Source organism: Thiomicrospira sp. (genome assembly GCF_036568485.1).
Classification (GTDB): Bacteria; Pseudomonadota; Gammaproteobacteria; order Thiomicrospirales; family Thiomicrospiraceae; genus Thiomicrospira.
In genome coordinates, this window is sequence record NZ_DATCSL010000120.1 from 19,302 (window position 1) to 35,464 (window position 16,163).

The 16,163-nt window shown below is 44.7% G+C and carries 14 protein-coding genes and 4 tRNA genes; 13 read left to right on the plus strand and 5 right to left on the minus strand.

The genetic code is table 11. The features are described 5' to 3' along the window. Positions 1-79 precede the first annotated feature (79 nt). From lon to VIM91_RS11195, 6 genes are all read left to right on the plus strand, one after another. Positions 80-2,476, plus strand: coding sequence for an endopeptidase La (gene lon, locus VIM91_RS11170; RefSeq protein ID WP_414719648.1), 2,397 nt, complete (start codon positions 80-82; stop codon positions 2,474-2,476). A gap of 107 nt (positions 2,477-2,583) precedes the next feature. After that, positions 2,584-2,856: an HU family DNA-binding protein gene (locus tag VIM91_RS11175; protein ID WP_029934489.1), complete on the plus strand. Its 273-nt coding sequence runs from the start codon at positions 2,584-2,586 to the stop codon at positions 2,854-2,856. 122 nt (positions 2,857-2,978) lie between these two features. Further along, positions 2,979-3,054 (plus strand) — tRNA-Val (locus VIM91_RS11180). Between the two features lie 6 nt (positions 3,055-3,060). Beyond that, a tRNA-Asp gene (locus VIM91_RS11185) sits at positions 3,061-3,137 on the plus strand. An 84-nt stretch (positions 3,138-3,221) separates the two neighbouring features. Next, positions 3,222-3,297 (plus strand) — tRNA-Val (locus VIM91_RS11190). Positions 3,298-3,301: 4 nt separating this feature from the next. Beyond that, positions 3,302-3,378 (plus strand) — tRNA-Asp (locus tag VIM91_RS11195). A gap of 137 nt (positions 3,379-3,515) precedes the next feature. Here VIM91_RS11195 and VIM91_RS11200 read toward each other — a convergent pair. Both VIM91_RS11200 and purB read right to left on the minus strand, forming a co-directional pair. After that, on the minus strand, positions 3,516-4,724 hold the full coding sequence (locus VIM91_RS11200) for a cupin domain-containing protein (protein WP_331864892.1): 1,209 nt from the start codon (positions 4,722-4,724) through the stop codon (positions 3,516-3,518). 93 nt (positions 4,725-4,817) lie between these two features. Beyond that, complete coding sequence (purB, locus tag VIM91_RS11205) at positions 4,818-6,227, minus strand: adenylosuccinate lyase (RefSeq protein WP_331864893.1); 1,410 nt, start codon at positions 6,225-6,227, stop codon at positions 4,818-4,820. 139 nt (positions 6,228-6,366) lie between these two features. Here purB and acnB point away from each other — a divergent pair, with 139 nt between their 5' ends. Next, positions 6,367-8,943: a bifunctional aconitate hydratase 2/2-methylisocitrate dehydratase gene (acnB, locus tag VIM91_RS11210; RefSeq protein ID WP_331864894.1), complete on the plus strand. Its 2,577-nt coding sequence runs from the start codon at positions 6,367-6,369 to the stop codon at positions 8,941-8,943. A gap of 124 nt (positions 8,944-9,067) precedes the next feature. Here acnB and VIM91_RS11215 read toward each other — a convergent pair whose 3' ends face one another. Next, positions 9,068-10,192, minus strand: coding sequence for an FAD/NAD(P)-binding oxidoreductase (locus tag VIM91_RS11215; protein WP_331864895.1), 1,125 nt, complete (start codon positions 10,190-10,192; stop codon positions 9,068-9,070). 110 nt (positions 10,193-10,302) lie between these two features. After that, positions 10,303-10,761 carry a YhcH/YjgK/YiaL family protein gene (locus tag VIM91_RS11220; RefSeq protein WP_331864896.1) on the minus strand — a complete coding sequence of 153 codons (459 nt, stop codon included), beginning with the start codon at positions 10,759-10,761 and terminating at the stop codon, positions 10,303-10,305. Between the two features lie 202 nt (positions 10,762-10,963). Here VIM91_RS11220 and VIM91_RS11225 point away from each other — a divergent pair, with 202 nt between their 5' ends. Both VIM91_RS11225 and VIM91_RS11230 read left to right on the plus strand, forming a co-directional pair. Then, positions 10,964-11,311, plus strand: a complete 348-nt coding sequence (locus tag VIM91_RS11225; protein WP_331864897.1) for a hypothetical protein — start codon at positions 10,964-10,966, stop codon at positions 11,309-11,311. Positions 11,312-11,375: 64 nt separating this feature from the next. Continuing rightward, positions 11,376-11,828, plus strand: coding sequence for a peptidylprolyl isomerase (locus VIM91_RS11230; protein ID WP_331864898.1), 453 nt, complete (start codon positions 11,376-11,378; stop codon positions 11,826-11,828). On the opposite strand, the gene VIM91_RS11235 is transcribed toward VIM91_RS11230, so the two are convergent. Further along, a complete protein-coding gene (locus VIM91_RS11235; RefSeq protein WP_331864899.1) occupies positions 11,810-12,112 on the minus strand; it encodes a PP0621 family protein in 303 nt (100 codons plus the stop codon). The genes VIM91_RS11230 and VIM91_RS11235 overlap by 19 nt on opposite strands. 121 nt (positions 12,113-12,233) lie before the next feature. Between VIM91_RS11235 and sucC the strand changes: the two genes are divergently transcribed. The 4 genes from sucC to VIM91_RS11255 all read left to right on the plus strand — a co-directional run. Then, positions 12,234-13,403, plus strand: coding sequence for an ADP-forming succinate--CoA ligase subunit beta (sucC, locus tag VIM91_RS11240; RefSeq protein WP_331864900.1), 1,170 nt, complete (start codon positions 12,234-12,236; stop codon positions 13,401-13,403). Continuing rightward, positions 13,400-14,275: a succinate--CoA ligase subunit alpha gene (sucD, locus tag VIM91_RS11245; RefSeq protein WP_331864901.1), complete on the plus strand. Its 876-nt coding sequence runs from the start codon at positions 13,400-13,402 to the stop codon at positions 14,273-14,275. The genes sucC and sucD overlap by 4 nt, the downstream gene beginning before the upstream one ends. A 16-nt stretch (positions 14,276-14,291) precedes the next feature. After that, positions 14,292-15,923 carry an NAD+ synthase gene (locus tag VIM91_RS11250; protein WP_331864902.1) on the plus strand — a complete coding sequence of 544 codons (1,632 nt, stop codon included), beginning with the start codon at positions 14,292-14,294 and terminating at the stop codon, positions 15,921-15,923. 18 nt (positions 15,924-15,941) lie between these two features. Further along, positions 15,942-16,163 (plus strand): L,D-transpeptidase (locus VIM91_RS11255; protein WP_331864903.1); only part of this gene is annotated, 222 nt, incomplete at its 3' end.

The following is a 16,163-nucleotide window of genomic DNA, read 5'->3' on the forward strand; positions in this document are numbered from 1 at the left end:
GTGTTTATTTGTTTAAAGCCCAGCCTCGTCTGGGTTTTTTATTCTAAAAAGAGAGCTTATGGACATAGAACAAGTCGCGATGAAAATGAAAGTATTGATTATGCCACTGCGTGATGTTGTGGTTTTCCCTGGATCGGTGATGCCGTTATTTGTAGGGCGTGAGAAATCCATTAATGCGGTTTATGAAGCGCAGAAACGTGATCGTCAATTATTTTTAATTGCTCAAAAAAGCCCAGAGCTCGAAGATCCTACACGGGATGACTTATATTCAGTTGGCACCCTTGCGAACATACTGCAAACTCTAAAATTGCCGGATGGCACCGTTAAGGTTCTGGTTGAAGGTGTGCAACGTTTTGAGTTGTTAAATTTACATACAGACGGTGAATTTTTAGAAGCTGATATTGCGGCTTTAGATATGGATTCTGGACCCGATGCTGAAACACGGGCGTTAACGAGCTTATTGCGTGAGCGTTTTCAGCACTTGGCTGAGTTGCGTAAAAAACTCCCAACAGAAGTCAAAGATACCATTGAGAAAACGCATGATGCAAATCGGTTAGTAGATCTCGTTGGCGCTAATATGAACTTGGGTATTGAGCGTAAACAATCGCTTTTATCTTTGGTGTCGGTAAATGCACGCTTGGAAGGTTTGTTGGCTTATGTTGAAGAAGATATCGAGCTCATTGAATCTGAAAAACGCATTACGATGCGTGTCAAAAGCCAGATTGATAAAACACAGCGTGAATATTATTTGAATGAAAAAATCAAAGCGATTCATAAGGAGTTACGTCAAGGAGAAGAGGGCGAAGATGACTTAAGCCGTCTGGAAACTAAGATTAATGCAGCCGGTATGTCAGCCGAGGTTTTAGCAAAAGCTCAGGCTGAGTTGCGTAAACTAAAACAAATGCAGGCTCAATCGGCTGAGGCCAATGTGATTCGTAATTATTTAGATTGGTTGGTGAGTGTACCTTGGAAAAAACGTTCGCGAGTTTCTAAAGATTTGGCGCGTGCAGAAACGATTTTGGATCAGCAGCATTATGGCTTAGAAAAGGTCAAAGAGCGTATTGTTGAGTATCTTGCCGTGCAGCAGCGTGTAAAAAAAATTAAAGGTCCGATCCTATGTTTAGTTGGCCCGCCCGGTGTGGGTAAAACCACTTTGGCTCGCTCAATTGCAGAGGCAACCAACCGTAAATATGTGCGTATGTCGTTAGGTGGTGTAAGAGACGAGGCTGAAATTCGTGGTCATCGAAAAACTTATATTGGTGCATTACCAGGCAAAATTATTCAGAAAATGGCCAATGCGGGTACAAAGAACCCGCTGTTTTTGTTAGATGAAGTCGATAAGATGGCGAGTGATTCGCGTGGCGACCCAGCCAGCGCCTTGTTAGAGGTACTCGATCCAGAACAAAATGCCAGCTTTAACGATCATTATCTTGAAGTGGATTATGATTTGTCGGATGTGATGTTTGTCGCGACTTCAAACTCAATGGATATCCCTGAAGCCTTGTTGGATCGTATGGAGATTATTAATTTGGCGGGTTACACCGAGCCTGAGAAGATTAATATTGCGATGCAGCATTTATTGCCAAGACAAATTAAAGACCACGGTTTAAAAGCGGGTGAGCTTGAAGTTACAGAGCAGGCGATTAAAGACATAATTCAGGTTTACACCAGAGAGGCGGGCGTACGTTCGTTGGATCGCTCGTTAGCTAAGATTTGTCGTAAAGCGGTTAAACAGTTGGTTGATGGCTCTAAGACAGGATTGATTAAGGTCGATAAGGCGGACTTGGAAGCTTACTTGGGTGTGGCTAAATACCGTTTCGGTTTGGCCGACGATAAAAATCGTATTGGTCAGGTGACAGGCCTGGCTTGGACTCGAGTAGGTGGTGATTTGTTGCGCATAGAAGCCACAGTCATGCCTGGTAAAGGCAAGCTAGACAGTACCGGGCAGTTAGGTAGTGTAATGTCAGAATCAGTTAAGGCGGCGATGAGTGTGATTCGGAGCCGTTCAGCCGATTTTGGTTTGCAAGCGGACTTCTATGAAAAGTTAGATCTACATTTGCACTTTCCGGAAGGCGCGATCAAGAAAGATGGCCCGAGTGCGGGTATTGCGGTTTGTACAGCGATTACCTCAGCCTTAACGCAAATCCCAGTGCGTGCTGATGTCGCCATGACAGGTGAAATTACGTTGCGAGGTGAGGTATTACCGATTGGTGGGCTTAAAGAGAAGTTGTTGGCGGCGTTAAGAGGCGGAATTAAAACCGTGTTGATTCCTTATGACAATGTGCGCGATTTAGCTGATATTTCAACAGAAATTACGTCACAGCTGAATATTAAACCTGTTCATTGGATTGAAGAGGTATTAGAAGAGGCCTTAACAATTAAGCCTACTCCTCTCGTTGAAAAACAATCTAGCATTCAGCCTGTAGCCGAGGCGACACTTGAAAATGTCGTTTTAGAGGAACGAAAGCCACATTAATGACGAAATTGCGCGCCTATGCCTTGACATAGAGGGCTCGCTGTTGCTATAAATGCTTGAGTCCATTTCGATGGCGATAATAATAATTTTTACTGGAGTATATAAACATGAATAAATCTGAATTGGTAAGCGCAATTGCTGAAAAAGCCGGTTTAACAAAAGTACAAGCGGCTGCGGCACTAGAAGCAACAGTGGGTACGGTAACGACCGCTCTAAGCAAAGGTGACCAGGTTGCTATCATTGGTTTTGGAACATTCAAAGTAGGCGAACGTGCGGCTCGTACTGGTCGTAACCCTCAAACTGGCGCAGAGATGAAAATTCCAGCCGCTAAAGTGCCTAAGTTTTCAGCAGGTAAGGCTCTAAAAGACGCTGTTAACTAATTCAGAATTAAATGTCATAAATTTGTCGTAAATTCTGTTGACATCGCTCCCCAGCTCTTTATAATACGCGCATCAATTAAGCACAACGACACACGGCTCTAAGCCAGTCAGAATGCAGAATTGGGTGCTTAGCTCAGCTGGGAGAGCATCGCCCTTACAAGGCGAGGGTCGGGGGTTCGATCCCCTCAGCACCCACCAAATTCTGGAGCGGTAGTTCAGTTGGTTAGAATACCGGCCTGTCACGCCGGGGGTCGCGGGTTCGAGCCCCGTCCGCTCCGCCAGATTTGAAAGCTAGCATTGCTAGCTTTTTTATTGCAAGTTTGACATCTTGCAAATAGTGACAAAATAAGTGTAATCCGTTACATGGGTGCTTAGCTCAGCTGGGAGAGCATCGCCCTTACAAGGCGAGGGTCGGGGGTTCGATCCCCTCAGCACCCACCACATTGGAGCGGTAGTTCAGTTGGTTAGAATACCGGCCTGTCACGCCGGGGGTCGCGGGTTCGAGCCCCGTCCGCTCCGCCAACACTAAAAAGCCCCTAGAGTCTATTTGATTCTAGGGGCTTTTTTATTGTCCTGACTTTAGTAGTTTAGCTATTTAATTGTATAGAGGTGGTCTTGCCAAGCCTTGCGTTAGTTGGCAAGGCTTGTTGACTGGAGTTTTAGTCTAAATCCTCTGCTTCAATAGCAACAGGTTCATCGTCAACAAAGGTAAAAAACTGTCTTTGCCAAAGTTCATATAAGCAGCGAACAACTTTGGGTTGCTTGGACCAGCGTTGCAAGCTTTCGCTGTCAATGCAGTCTTGGTTGGCCAGTTGCATAATGATCGCGTCTTGTACGCCAGTAACTGGCCATTCAAAACCGTTGATATAGAGTGTCACTATAGGTTGATCACTGAGTTTTTGATAGGCAAAGCGACAAATAGGATCCTTCTGAAAACCTTTGGCACTGGAAAGGGCGTCTGTGAAGTCTTCAAGAGTGGCCGTTTCTTCGGTGCTTAACGGCTCTGGCAAGGCTTGGTGTGCTTGCTGATCCAGTTGAGTAGCAAAGCGGCCAAACCAGTGTTGCATCGCTTGTTCGTCGTTTAATACATCTAGCAATAACTGTTTGGCTTGCAACCAGGCCTGGTTAGGGATTTCGGCGGGTTTCGCATCTGTCCAGTTCGGGTCTTGGTAAAGCTGGTTAAATTGATTGTGCTCAGACAGGTAGTCACCAAAGCTATCCCAGAGTTCTTGACCTTTATAACTACGATAACCAATGGAATAGGTCATACATTCATCATCAAGGGCGACGCCATGGTGTCCCCATTTGGGTGGTAGATATAAAACATCACCCGCTTCGAGAACCCATTCTTCTTCTATTGGAAACGATTTCATTAAACGTAAACTGACGTCTTTTAGATAGTTATCTTCCGTACAGTCTTGAGAAGTCAGCATCCATTTGCGTTGGCCGGCCGCCTGAAGTAAAAACACATCATAATGATCAAAATGTGGCCCTACGTTGCCGCCTTCGGTGGCGTAGCTGATCATGATGTCGTCAATGCGCCAGCGTGGAATAAAGTCAAACTCGTTTAAGATGTCATGCACTTCCGGGATTAAGCGATCCACGCCTTGCACAAGTAAAGTCCAGTTTTTTTCGGGCAAATTTTGATAGTCTTGCTCGCTGAAAGCGCCATTTTTTAGTTCGTAGTCAGTGTCTGATTTTTGAACAACTAGGCGACTTTCTACTTCTTCTTCAAGCGATAAACCAGCGAGTTCTTCAGGGGTTAACGGGCTAATAAAGTTTGGTAAAGCTTGGCGAATAAGTAAGGGTTTTTTTTGCCAGTAATCACGCAAAAAAGTCGCTTGATCCACGCTGTTGAAATGAATCATATAAATCCTTTTAGATAGAGTATTTGGGTGTTTATAAGGCTGGATATGCTCGACACCAGGCCTGGTGCCGAGGTTGTGTTTTGAAAACTTAGGTTAGCGGCCTTTAACGATAGTGAGTGCCAGTTCAATGGTTTCAGCTTGACGTTGCGCGTTGCCGATATAGCTAGCCGGTGTCATTTCTCTTAAAGCTTTTTTTACTTCTGCTGGTAGCTCTAAGCGATCCACAAATTCTTGCATGATTTGTGAGTTAACGCGACGACCACGTGTAAGCTCTTTAAGTTTTTCATAAGGTTGTTCAATACCGTAGCGGCGCATAACGGTTTGAATGGCTTCGGCTAGAACTTCCCAGTTATCATCTAAGTCTTGGGCAAGCTTCTCTTCGTTAACTTCTAGTTTTCCTAAACCTTTCATGCTAGCTTGTAGCGCGATTTGTGTATGTGCAATGCCCACGCCCAGATTGCGCAGAACCGTTGAGTCGGTTAAGTCACGCTGCCAGCGAGATATTGGCAGTTTTTGAGCCAAGTGTTCGAAGATGGCATTAGCGATGCCTAGGTTGCCTTCTGAGTTTTCAAAATCAATAGGGTTGACTTTGTGCGGCATGGTGGATGAGCCAATTTCACCGGCGACGGTTTTTTGTTTGAAGAAACCAAGTGAGATGTAGCCCCAGATATCACGATCAAAGTCGATTAGAACCGTATTGAAACGTGAGACTGCATGGAAATATTCGGCAATATAGTCATGCGGTTCAATTTGAATGGTATAGGGGTTCCAAGCCAGTCCAAGTGATTGAACAAACTGCTCGCTAAGTTCATACCAGTTTAAACTCGGATAGGCCGCTAAATGAGCATTATAGTTACCGGTTGCACCGTTAATTTTGCCCATAATTTGTACATTCATTAATTGTTTGATTTGGCGCTGTAAGCGGTAAGCGACGTTGGCAAACTCTTTACCCACGGTTGTAGGAGAGGCCGGCTGACCATGTGTGCGTGACATCATTGGGATAGCGGCCATCTCAATGGCTTTTTCAGCCATTTGGTCAACCAGTTTTTGCATTTGCGGAACCAGAGTTTGCTCACGCGCATCTTTAAGCATTAGAGCATAAGCTAGGTTGTTAATGTCTTCCGAAGTACAAGCAAAATGCACAAACTCATTAATAGCATCGAGTTCAGCTACTGATTTCATGTGTTCTTTGATTAAATACTCAACGGCTTTTACATCGTGGTTGGTGGTGCGTTCAATTTCTTTAACACGCTGTGCCATGTCTAGGCTGAATTCGTTCACCAATTTAAGCAAATGTTGGGTGGCTTGCTCGCTAAATTTTGGTACTTCTGGAATACCAGGGTGGTTGGACAGCATTTGTAACCAGGCTACCTCAACTCTTACGCGATTTTTTATTAATCCGAATTCGCTAAAAATGGCCTTTAAATCGTTAAGACGTGCGCCATAGCGACCATCGACAGGTGAAATAGCGGTGAGTTCAGAGAGCATGAGAGAGTCAGACATAATAATTTCCTTAAAACCAATTCTGGGCCAGTCAAATGCAGCTTATTGCTACTAAGCTTTTGCAGATGCTGCGAGCCTTAAATAATCAAACATGGTATTATATCGCAATTAGACGAACTAAATTAGGGAGCATGATTTTATGTTAGAAGCTTATCGCCAACACGAAGCGGAACGCGCTGAACAGGGCATTCCACCATTACCGCTTGATGCGAAACAAACAGCCGATTTAATTGAACTTTTAAAAAATCCAAAATCTGAAGAGGTTGGAGTTTTAGTTGAGCTTTTAACGCATCGTGTACCACCAGGAGTGGATGAAGCGGCTTATGTGAAAGCCAGTTTTTTGGCCGATGTGGCTTCTGAGAAAATAAATGTTTCCGCTATTCCGGCGGCCCATGCGGCGTTTTTGTTAGGTACGATGCTGGGTGGTTATAACGTTCAGCCACTCATTGAATTATTGGATAGTAAAAATGTCGAGGTGGCTGAAGCTGCGATGAAAGCTTTGTCTAAAACCATGTTGGTTTATGACGCTTATCATGACGTTTTGGAAAAAGCGAATACAAATGCTTATGCTAAACAAGTTGTTGAGGCTTGGTCTGAGGCTAAGTGGTTTACTGACAAAGAGCCCATGCCTGAGAAAATTACCGTCACAGTCTTTAAAGTTGATGGGGAAACCAATACGGATGACTTGTCACCAGCAACCGCGGCTTGGTCGCGTCCAGACATTCCTTTGCATGCTAAGGAAATGTTAGCGGCAAAAATGCAAGATGTGCCTCAAACCATTGAATCTTTAAAAGCCAAAGGTCATCCGGTGGCTTATGTTGGTGATGTGGTGGGTACTGGTTCATCCCGTAAGTCGGCTATGAACTCCGTTATGTGGTTTTTTGGTAATGATATTCCTTATGTACCCAACAAACGCCAAGGTGGCGTGGTTTTGGGCGGAAAAATTGCGCCGATTTTCTTTAATACGGCGGAAGATTCCGGTTCCTTGCCAATTGAGTGTGACGTGTCTGAAATGAATATGGGTGATGTGATTCATATTTATCCATATGAAGGCAAGATCACTAACGAAGCAGGTGAGGTTCTAAGCACCTTTAAATTAGACCCGATTACCATGCCGGATGAAGTACGTGCAGGTGGACGTGTGCCGTTAATTATCGGTCGTGATTTAACCGACAAAACACGTCGCGCATTAGAGTTAGCACCAAGTGAACACTTTATTCGCCCGATGGATGAAGATAAACAAACTCACGGATTCACACTGGCTCAGAAAATGGTCGGTCAAGCTTGTGGCGTTGATGGCGTGCGTCCAGGTGTGTATTGTGAACCGCATATGTCGACCGTGGGTTCGCAAGATACGACGGGTGCTATGACACGTGACGAAATGAAAGAGCTGGCTTGTTTAGGTTTCAGTGCCGATTTTGTACTTCAGTCTTTCTGTCATACCGCTGCTTATCCAAAGCCAGTGGATATTAAATTGCAGCACAGCTTGCCAGAGTTTATTACCAGTCGTGGTGGCGTGTCGCTACGTCCAGGCGACGGTGTGATTCACTCTTGGTTAAACCGTATGTTATTGCCGGACACCGTGGGTACAGGTGGTGATTCGCATACCCGTTTCCCAATCGGGATTTCATTCCCGGCGGGTTCAGGTCTAGTAGCATTTGGTGCGACCTTGGGTGTGATGCCATTGAATATGCCGGAATCAGTATTGGTGCGTTTTAAAGGCAAAATGCAGCCAGGCGTGACCTTACGTGATTTAGTGAATGCGATTCCATATCAAGCAATTCAAGATGGGTTATTGACGGTTGAAAAGAAAGGCAAAAAGAATGTCTTTAACGGTCGGGTGTTAGAGATCGAAGGATTACCAGACCTAAAAGTTGAGCAGGCGTTTGAATTATCAGATGCGTCTGCTGAGCGTTCGGCAAATGGCTGTGTGGTGAAACTAGGTGAAGCATCAATTATCGAGTTCTTAAAATCAAACATTCGTTTGATTGAATGGATGGTCGAAAACGGTTATCAAGATGCGCGTACATTATTACGTCGTCGTGATGAAATGCAAAAGTGGATTGATAACCCCGTGCTGCTAGAAGCCGACGCCGATGCGCAATACGCCGAAATCATTGAGATTGATCTTGACCAGATAAAAGAACCAATTGTGGCTTGTCCTAATGATCCAGATGACGTCAAACTCTTGTCGGAAGTCGCAGGGGAGAAGATTGATGAGGTGTTTATTGGTTCGTGTATGACCAATATTGGTCATTATCGTGCAGCTGGTAAAGTCTTGGAAACCTTAAATGGCGTGGTGCCAACTCGTTTATGGATCGCACCGCCTACCAAAATGGACGAACGTCAATTAATCGAAGAAGGTTATTACAGCACCTTTGGGCGCGCTGGTGCGCGAACTGAAATGCCGGGCTGCTCGTTATGTATGGGTAACCAAGCGCGTGTTGCGGATGGCTCGACTGTGTTCTCGACCTCAACACGTAACTTTCCAAACCGTTTAGGTAACGGCGCGAATGTCTATTTAGGTTCAGCTGAATTAGCCGCCGTAATTGCAGCGTCTGGAAAGATTCCTACGCCGGATGAGTATTTAGCCGCGGTCAGTCGATTAAATACTATGGCGGATGATGTATATCGTTATTTGCAGTTTGATGAAATGGCGGATTATGAGATTAAATCGCCTAAAAACTTATCAGAAATCGGCGTAGCCGTCGGCTGATAATACACAAGCACCAGGCCTGGTGCTTGAACAAAAAAGCCCGCTATTGAATTAATAATAGCGGGCTTTTTTTGTTCTTAAATACGACTTAAATCCTATTTAAGATGAGCATAATCCATCGTTATTAACGGTAGCTGCGCAGATACCACCATTCAAAAAAGCGTTTGGCATAATGCATTAAACGGCAGGGCGGCAACATCAATGTACCTTTTTCGGTGCGGCGGATTAACATGCCATGGCTCAGTGTATCGACGATACAGACCAGTTCATGCTTAATCTTTTGTTTTTCACCGGTTTGGTTAATGTCTCTGGCCAGATTGTGCGCGGCCACTTTAGCTTGAATATCAGCGGCATGAGCCTGTTTAGGTTGCCAATCCGGGCCTTCAAAGCTGCCGGCATCCCCCGCGACGTAAGTTTTCTCAAAGCCTTTAACCTGTGCAAACTCATCCGCCTCAATCATCCCGCCTGCAGACTTGGGTAAGTCGGTGTTATCTAACCAAGCCGGGCCTGTCATGCCGGGCATGAATAAAATGAGATCGGCGTGGAATTCACCACCTTCAGTTTTAACTTTATCGGCTTCAAAGCCCAGCATCTTGTGGCCTAGGTGAGTTTCGATATTCTTTTTAGCCATCATAACCTGCATTTTTTCAGGCACTTTCGCGCCTAGGCGTTTGCCAGGTTCTGGTGCAGGATTAAAGAAAATAATTTTAAACTTGTCTCTACGACCTTGTTGGCGAAGTAGGGTGTCGATTCCGAATAAAAATTCGAACATTGGGCCACCACGCATGGCGGCGGGTTCGTTAGGGTTGCCGCCAAAGCCGATTGCAATGGTGCCTGACTCCATAGTTTCAAGTTGGTCACGTATTTTTTCGGCGGCTGGAATGCCTTCACATGGGGTGATGGCATGTTCAATGCCCGGTAACTTTTTAATAAAGCGACCACCGCTGGCAATAATTAAACCATCATTAGCAAACTCACCTGTGTCGGTAACAACGGTGCGCCCACCATCTATAATGGACTCAACTTGGGATGGAATAAACTCGACCCGCTGGCGGTTGAAGAAGTTGTGTAGGTCTACTTTAAGATCGTCGGCTTGACGGATTTTTGACGGTATCCAGATTAAACTGGGCAGATAGATCAAATTTTGGGTGGGTGCGAATACTTGAATGGTAACGTCTTTAAGCTGTTTTCTAACTTGTTTAATAGCAGTTAAAGCGGCAAAACCTGTCCCTAGAATCGCAATCTTCATAGTTAATCCTTACCTAATGCGCAAAATATTCAAGTTATCATAGCAAACTTTTTGTGCTTTTATAAAGTGATGATTTCGCGCAAGTTTGACTCAAGGAAAAAATAGATGAATTAGCGTTTTGCATCCACTCTTGCTTTCATCACCAGCTTACGAATTTTTCGCGCTGGGGTGCCGATGCAAGGCATATGTAAATCGGTAGGGAAGAAGATGATAAACATGCCTTTTTTTACATGAATCATTTGGCCGGCCACTTGGTAGAGGGCAAAATCTTTTTCGTCGTTATAGGCTTGCACTGGGGTTTGGTTGGTCAGAGGTAAGACGCCCATGTATTCATCGCCAGCTAACATAACTTGCACGTCAATAAATTGGCGATGTGCTTCATAAAGTGAGCCATCGCTGGTCTGTGTTTCATATTCATCAATTATGGCGTCCAGCTGGTCGCTGATTTTGTGGCGACCAATTTCTAACTTACTAAAGTCTATGCCACTGGAAATATAGTCTAAAGCCTGATCCACCGCTGGATGTATACCTTTATATAAAGGGGCATTTTCAAGACGATCAAAAATCATAAAAGCTCGCTTTTTACTTAAAAGATTAATTTTGCCATTTTACGCGAGCTGGCTTTAAATAAAGAAAAATATTTACGCTTATCATGCGGTTTTTTGGTTTAGGATTGCCTTCGTTTAAACGGGGCTTGTGGTAAACTTGCCGTTTTAAGTTGAATGGTTCACAAGCTGACCATTAACGTGATCTCAATTGAATAGCGATGTTATGAATATAAAACATGTTTTGTGGTTAATACCAGGCCTGGTGTTTCTATTTTCGGGTTGCGCACAAGTCAGCGTTAATACCTTGTCTGAAACAAAAGAAGAATACGAGTTAATTCAAGTTCGCAGTGAACCGCCTAAAGATTTTGAAAGCCGCACCTTGCGTAAACAGGCGGAAGCCTTGTGTCCGACAGGGTATGAATATTTGCTGCGACAAGCCCAAAAATCCGCTGAGTTTGTTGATCATCATGCTGCTTGTGCGGTGGGGGAAGATTGCGGCTATGAGTTAAAGTGGCGTATTCGTTGTGGTGATATTCCGCGAGAACCCTTTTCTTTGTTTGGCAAAACGTAAACCTTTAAGCCTTAATGACTTAACCTAATGTGTTGAGTTATGGTGAGTTGAAGCAGGAGAATTTATGAGTTCAGCGCCTCTGGTTGTACAAGATAACAGCGACATTGGCATCAGTTTTACCTTAAGCTTGGCCGATAAAACCCCGATAGACCAAACTGAACCAGGTGAAGTTTATCGCTTTAAAATTGGTGAGGGTAGCCTGTTAGCTAATCTTGAAAGTTTGTTAATTGGTTTAGAGGTGGGTACACAAGCTAAGTTTTTTGTACCGCCTGAAGATGGGTTTGGTTTTCCTGACCCGACGAATGTCTATACCATGCAGCGCAGTGAATTTCCCGATGACATGAACTTAAAAGTAGGCGATGTGGTTGGGTTTGATACGCCAACAGGGGACGAAGTGCCAGGTACAGTGGTTAAGATTCAAGAGGATGATATTACGGTTGATTTTAATCATCCTTTAGCCGGTCAAACGTTTATTTTTGAAGTCAAGGTTGAGGCGGTTTACGATTCGGTTTCTTGAGTTTGGGATTGTTTTGATTCGGATGCGTTGTCAGCGTTAAAATTGGGGCCAGCTTTCATATGGCCTTCACTGCAATAGGTATGTTTGCCATCAAAATAAGCCTCTGATTGTGGTAAATGTACACCACAATGTGCACACCGCACCATGAGCTGGCTGTCGAGCGGTTCAACTGACTCGGAAGAGGTGGGTTGAGTTTTTTCTCGAGCTTCAATAATGATATTAAGTATCATGCGAATCAAAAAATAAACGAGCAAAACAAACGCTAAAAACAGGATAGCTTGCATATAAAAACAGCCTTAATGGGGTGTATGAATGCAAACATTGTCTGAAATATTTAAAATAAAAGCAATTTTAATCTAGGGCTAGATCAGCCTTGGCCATGGTTGGTTGGAGTTAAAACACACAATGAATTTACATGAGTATCAGGCTAAGCTCCTGTTTAAACAAGCTGGAATTCCGGTGCCGCACGGTGTGGTGGTTGATGATCTGTCGCAGGTTTCAGATGCGATTAAGCAGATAACGAGTGAAGGTTGGGTGGTCAAAGCCCAAATTCATGCGGGTGCGCGTGGCAAAGCAGGCGGCGTCAAACTGGTTAAAACACCAGAGGAAGCTGAACAGGTTGCAAAATCCTTGCTGGGATCAAGTTTGGCGACGATTCAAACGGCTGGTAAAGCTTTACCGATTAACAAGCTGTTAATTGAGCAAACCTTAGATATTCAGCAAGAGTTGTATTTGAGTTTGGTAGTGGATCGAGTCGAAAAAACTCATCGGTTTGTGATTTCTGCCTCCGGTGGCATGGATATTGAAGAAGTCGCGGCTACTCAGCCGGATAAAATTATCTGTTTAGATCTGAATCCTTTGTTGGGTGTGATGCCTTATCAAGCCCGAGAAGTCGGATTTGCGTTGGGTTTGAAAGGTGATGCTTTTAAACAGTTGGGCGCTATTTTAAAAAGCTTGTATCAGTTAGCGCTGGAAAAAGATTTTGCCCAGGTTGAAATCAATCCGTTGGTTTTAACCGCAGACAATCAACTGGTTGCTTTGGATGCCAAGGTTAATATTGATCCGAATGCGTTATACAGACAACCAGGCCTGGTGGAATGGCGTGATATTAGTCAAGAAGATGAACGTGAAGCCCAAGCCTCAGAGTTTCAGCTGAATTACATTGCATTGGATGGCAACATCGGTTGCATGGTGAATGGCGCTGGTCTGGCGATGGCGACGATGGATTTAATTAAACTAAATGGTGGCCAACCGGCTAACTTTTTAGACGTTGGTGGTGGCACGACCCCTGAACGTGTCGCTGAAGCCTTTAAGTTGATTTTATCTTCGTCAGAAGTGAAAGCCATTTTAGTCAATATTTTTGGCGGTATTGTGCGCTGTGATTTAATTGCCGATGGCATTATTCAGGCGGTTAAAGAAGTCGGTTTATCGATTCCTGTAGTTGTTCGCTTAGAAGGTACGAATGTTGAATTAGGTCGTGAAAGATTAGCGCAAAGTGGTTTAAGTATTATCAGTGCGAACGACTTGGCGAGTGCCGCGCGTAAAGTGGTTGAAGTGGCAGGAGAGAACGCATGAGCATTTTAATTAACAAAAACACCCGCGTTATCTGCCAAGGCTTTACCGGTAAACAAGGCACATTTCACTCAGAGCAAGCGCTGGCGTATGGCACCAAAATGGTCGGTGGCGTGACCCCTGGAAAAGGCGGTCAAACACATTTAGGCTTGCCGGTATTTAATACGGTTAAAGACGCGGTTCAACAAACTGGTGCTGAGGCCAGCATGATTTATGTGCCGCCAGCTTTTGCGGCGGATTCAATTATTGAAGCCATAGACGCTGGTATAAAGGTGATTACCTGCATTACTGAAGGCATTCCGGTTAACGATATGTTGAAAGTGCGTGCGGTGTTAGAAGCTTCGGATAGTTATTTAATCGGCCCAAACTGCCCTGGCTTGATTACGCCCGGCGAGTGCAAGATCGGCATTATGCCAGGTCATATTCATTTACCGGGTAAAGTAGGTGTAGTCTCTCGTTCTGGCACACTGACTTATGAAGCGGTGCATCAGACTACTCAAAACGGCTTGGGTCAGTCAACTTGTGTGGGGATTGGTGGTGATCCGATTCATGGTATGAGTTTTATTGACTGTTTGGCCTTGTTTGAGAAAGACCCGCAAACTCAAGGCATTATTATGGTGGGTGAAATTGGTGGACAAGCCGAAGAAGATGCGGCTGAGTTTATCCAAGCACATGTCACCAAGCCGGTGGTGGCTTATATTGCTGGTGTTACCGCACCGCCCGGTAAACGTATGGGACATGCGGGTGCGATTGTGAGCGGTGGTAAAGGCACGGCGGAAGCCAAGTTTGCGGCTTTAGAAGCCGCCGGTGTAACCGTGGTGCGTACGCCAACCGAGATGGGATCGGCACTTTTTGAACGACTAAATAAGGCTTAAAGGTCTAGGGGGAATCATGTCGCACACGATCCAAGTTGTTATGGCTCAAATTGATCCATTAGTTGGCGATATTTCCGGCAATGTAGAACGTATGGTGCGGGCGGCTAATCAGGCCAAACAAGACCATAATGCAGACCTAGTGGTTTTCCCTGAGATGAGTTTATTAGGTTATCCACCTGAAGACTTATTATTAAGACATGGTTTATACCCACAAATTCAACAAGCACTCAACACACTTTGTGACCAAGTAAAAGATGTCGCGATGGTGGTGGGTTATCCTATGATGGATGCTTTGGGTGAACGCTTTAATATGGCCGCTTGGATTAGCGAAGGTATGATTCAAGCCAGTTATATGAAACAGCATCTACCCAATTACAACGTATTTGATGAACAGCGTTATTTTTCAGCCGGTTGTAATCCTTGCGTGGTAGGTTTTAAAGGCGTGCAGTTTGGTTTGGTTATCTGTGAAGATATTTGGAAACCTGGCCCAGCTTTACAAACCGCACAAGCTGGTGCTGAGGTGATTATTAACATCAACGCCTCACCTTTTCATAGTGAAAAATATCAAGATCGCTTAGATGTGGTACGCCGTCGTGTCGATGAAGTTAAGTTGCCTGTTATTTATGTCAACCAAGTGGGTGGGCAAGACGAGTTGGTGTTTGACGGTGGTTCGTTTGCGATGTCGGCAGAAGGCGACGTTCAAGTTCAGGCGCCGGAATTTACGAATGCATTAACCCCAGTTCAATTGGTAAAAAGCCAGGACAAAGTAGAGATTTTAGCTGGTTCGCAGTCCCCTTTATATCAAGGTGAAGCGCGCATATATGAAGCGATCAAACTCGGTATTCGAGATTATGTGCACAAAAATGGGTTTAAAGGGGTTTTGCTGGGCTTATCGGGCGGTATTGATTCCGCGCTTACCTTAGCATTAGCCGTGGATGCATTAGGTGCCGATCAAGTTGAAGCGGTGATGATGCCTTTTCGCTATACCGCTCAAATCAGTATCGAAGATGCGCAAGCTCAAGCCGAAACCATGCGGGTTAAATATGATAGTTTACCGATTGAATCGCTTTATAACAGCTTTGAAGCCAGTTTGGCCGAGCGGTTTGAGGGCTATGAGATGGATCTCACAGAAGAAAACCTGCAAGCCCGTATTCGTGGAACCTTGTTAATGGCTTTGTCGAATAAACTCGGTAAGTTAGTGTTAGCAACGAGTAACAAAAGTGAATCGGCGGTGGGTTACAGCACACTTTATGGTGATATGGTGGGCGGATTTTCGCCGCTTAAAGATGTCCCTAAAACGCTGGTCTACCGTTTAGCCGAGTATCGAAATCAACTAAATAAAGTGATTCCAAAACGTGTGATTACACGCCCGCCATCAGCTGAGTTGAGACCAGATCAGATGGATCAAGATTCTTTGCCGGATTACGATGTATTGGACGCGATCATTAAGGCTTATGTTGAACAAGACCAGACGCCGGCGGAAGTAGTCGCAGCGGGTATTGCTGAATCGGAGGTGGTCTACCGCGTCATTGGTTTAATTAACCGCAGTGAATATAAACGCCGTCAGGCTGCGCCAGGTGTGCGAATTTCGTTACGTGCGTTTGGGCGTGATCGGCGTTATCCGATCACCAGTGGTTATAGCGAATAACCAGGCCTGGTGGTGAGTTTGAAGCGAATTAATATTGAAGAACCTGTGCATATTGAGGTTTCAGTTAAAACTCAAACACTGAAATTATGGCGTGGACACCGTGTTGAAAAAACCTATTCGATCAGCACGGCTCAAAAAGGAATAGGTCAAGCCAAAGGTTCAAATCAAACCCCACTAGGTAAACATATTATTCGAGCCAAAATTGGCGACGGATTACCGGTAAATAGTGTGTTTGTTGCA